General features: G+C 57.6%; 3 protein-coding genes. 2 read left to right on the forward strand and 1 reads right to left on the reverse strand.

The annotated features are described in order from the left end of the window. Positions 1-213: 213 nt before the first annotated feature. The gene (locus QMC91_RS09855) at positions 214-1,386 is read right to left on the reverse strand and encodes a proteasome-activating nucleotidase (protein WP_300238066.1); all 1,173 of its coding nucleotides are present in this window, start codon (positions 1,384-1,386) and stop codon (positions 214-216) included. 52 nt (positions 1,387-1,438) lie between these two features. Here QMC91_RS09855 and QMC91_RS09860 point away from each other — a divergent pair, with 52 nt between their 5' ends. Together QMC91_RS09860 and QMC91_RS09865 are read left to right on the forward strand one after the other, a co-directional pair. Next, positions 1,439-1,837, forward strand: a complete 399-nt coding sequence (locus QMC91_RS09860; RefSeq protein ID WP_300238067.1) for a DUF126 domain-containing protein — start codon at positions 1,439-1,441, stop codon at positions 1,835-1,837. Between the two features lie 315 nt (positions 1,838-2,152). Further along, complete coding sequence (locus QMC91_RS09865; protein ID WP_300238068.1) at positions 2,153-2,539, forward strand: rubredoxin; 387 nt, start codon at positions 2,153-2,155, stop codon at positions 2,537-2,539. The last annotated feature ends 126 nt before the right edge of the window (positions 2,540-2,665 follow it).

A 2,665-nucleotide genomic window follows, 5' to 3' on the forward strand; every position in this document is an offset into this window, starting at 1 on the left:
CCGAAAACAGGGTGTCCCGGTAACACGTCAAGACAGGGGCGGGGGACGTTCCGCCTCCCTCCCCCACGAAGGCGATTCTCCATCGATACCGTGTCCCTGAGGAGGTTATCCTGGAGATATGGAGTGTAATGGGTGTCTCACCAATGCGGTAGATCTAAAGGGTCGGTGAACCTGTGGGTCGAAAGAAAAACTGGTGGGTGGGGATGAACCCCATCAGATATACATCCGGGTGTCTGGCGGCGCAGCCGCCTCGCGCTTCACCTTCCGGATGGCCGCGATGAAATCTTCCTGGGCAACAGCGTCGGCGTTTCTCCGGATTGCCATCATCCCGGCCTCCCGGCAGATCGCCTGCAGTTCTGCGCCGGTGGTTTTCCCGGCGAGTTCCGCAACAGCGGCCAGATCCACGTTCGGGGAGAGTGTCATCTTTGAGCTGTGGATCTTCAGTATCTCTAGACGCGCCTCGGAATCCGGGAGCGGGATCTCGATGATCCGGTCAAACCGGCCGGGACGGAGGAGTGCCGGGTCAAGCATATCGATCCGGTTCGTTGCCGCCATGATCCTGATGTTGCCCCGGTTCCCGAAGCCGTCCATCTCGGCCAGGAGCTGCATCAGCGTCCGCTGAACCTCGGCGCTGCCGGAAGTGCCGTCGTTTGTACGCATGCTACCTATCGCATCGATCTCGTCGATGAAGACGATCGCCGGAGCACGTTCCCGGGCGAGGGTAAATAGTTCGCGCACTAACTGAGCGCCTTCACCAATGTACTTGTGGACGAGTTCGCTCCCTGACATCCTGATAAAGCACGCTCTGGACTGGCGGGCAACCGCCTTGGCGATCAGGGTCTTCCCGGTGCCCGGCGGGCCGTAGAGGAGGATGCCCTTTGGCGGTTCAACCCCGATACGTTCGTAGATCTCGGGTTTTGTGAGCGGGTACTCAACCGCTTCCCTGACCTCCTCGATCTCGTCTCTCAGACCTCCTATCTGGTCAAACGTCACGTTGGGCTGCTCGTCGAGTTCCATGACCCTGACACGCGCATCGTATATGTTGCCGATAACCTTGACGATCGAGAGGGTGTTGTTCACCGCCACCTTCATCCCGGGTTTAAGAGTGCCGTGCAGTTTATCGTTGACGACCGTGAGGTATTCCTGGTTGTTACCCTGCTGTCGGAGGTAGACTTCGCCGTTCTCGAGCACATCGACCACAGCGGCAACAAACAGCGGCACCCGCTTTAACTGAGCATTTTCTTTGCGGAGCTGCCGGACCTCTTTCTCCAGCAACTCGTTCTTGAGTTTGTAGTCCAGGATCTGCGCCTTCAGCTCCTGGATCTGGAGTGTGAGCATGTCGTGCTCATTACTGCTGCTGGAACTGTTGCCAATGGTTTCGTCCATGTCAATCATATAGTTAAGTCTCCACCTACATTATACTGTGGTGCAGGTCATCATGCAGGGCAGAGGCATATCCAGGGGTCGCGGAACAGGAGAACTTCTGGTATCATCCGAACCTATATCCTTCCTCTCCGGTGTCGACCCCGAGACCGGCATAGTAGTTGAGCACGGCCATCCGCTTGAAGGTCAGTCGGTCACCGGGAAGGTGCTGGTCTTCCCGCACGGCAAAGGATCGACGGTAGGGTCATACGTGATCTACGCTCTGAAGCAGAACGGGGTTGCACCGGCCGCGATCATCAACCGGGAGGCAGAACCGATCATCGCAGTCGGCGCCATCATCGCCGGGATACCGCTGGTCGACCGTCTGCCGCCGGAGTTCTACAAACTCCCATCGGGCAGCAGAGTGACGGTGAACGGAGATACAGGGGAGGTCTGCCTGGAAGAGGGGACCTGAGAGGGGTTGAAGTGGTTTCTCGAGACAATTGCCGCCGGGCACCTCCGGGAAAGTGCCACCGTCCGGTGAAGATCGTATCGAAATCGGCAACGGCGCCCGGGTTGTTGCGCCCCACTCGATTTTCATCAGTTGAGCCTGTGGCCGAACGCGGCCTCATGAGCGTTTTTATTCAAAAACCTGCTTTTCGAACCAAATTTGGTGGTATATCGCACCTGGACCTGACCTATGGAAAGGGTTATCTATTGGGGCTACCTTCCTACCTCCATAGGTACTGTCTCTGACCGGAAGGTCTCCGGCGAGGTGAACGTCATGTCCATGGAGAAGGTAAAGCGATACCGCTGCAAGTACTGCAACTACATCTACTCCCCTCTGAGAGGGGAACCCCACCGCGGCATCCCTGAAGGTACCGCGTTTGAAGATCTGCCAGACGACTACAAATGCCCTGTCTGCGGTGCGATCGGAAAAGGCCCGATCGGGAAGTGGGGGTTCGAGCCCTGGGAACCGACAAAGTACGTCTGCAAGATCTGCGGTTACATCTACGACAAGAAGCGTGGTGAACCGCTACGTGGCATCCCGCCTGGAACCGCGTTTGAGGATCTGCCGGAAGACTATGTATGCCCGATCTGCGGGCTGGACCCGAAGATATCGAGTCACTACGGACCTGTAGGCAAGGCGCAGTTTGAACCGATTCTTGAGGCCTGAAGTCTAAGGCTGGCAGGCCCCGGCGGTCCGATTGCCAGAGGCCGGTGCGACCCCGTGGTCTGCCAGGACATCTTTTCGTATGAAAATGACCCCCGATTTTAATCCGGTATGCCTGTAGCCCTGACG

Origin of the sequence: Methanoculleus sp., assembly GCF_030019085.1 — an archaeon.
Classification (GTDB): Archaea; Halobacteriota; Methanomicrobia; order Methanomicrobiales; family Methanoculleaceae; genus Methanoculleus.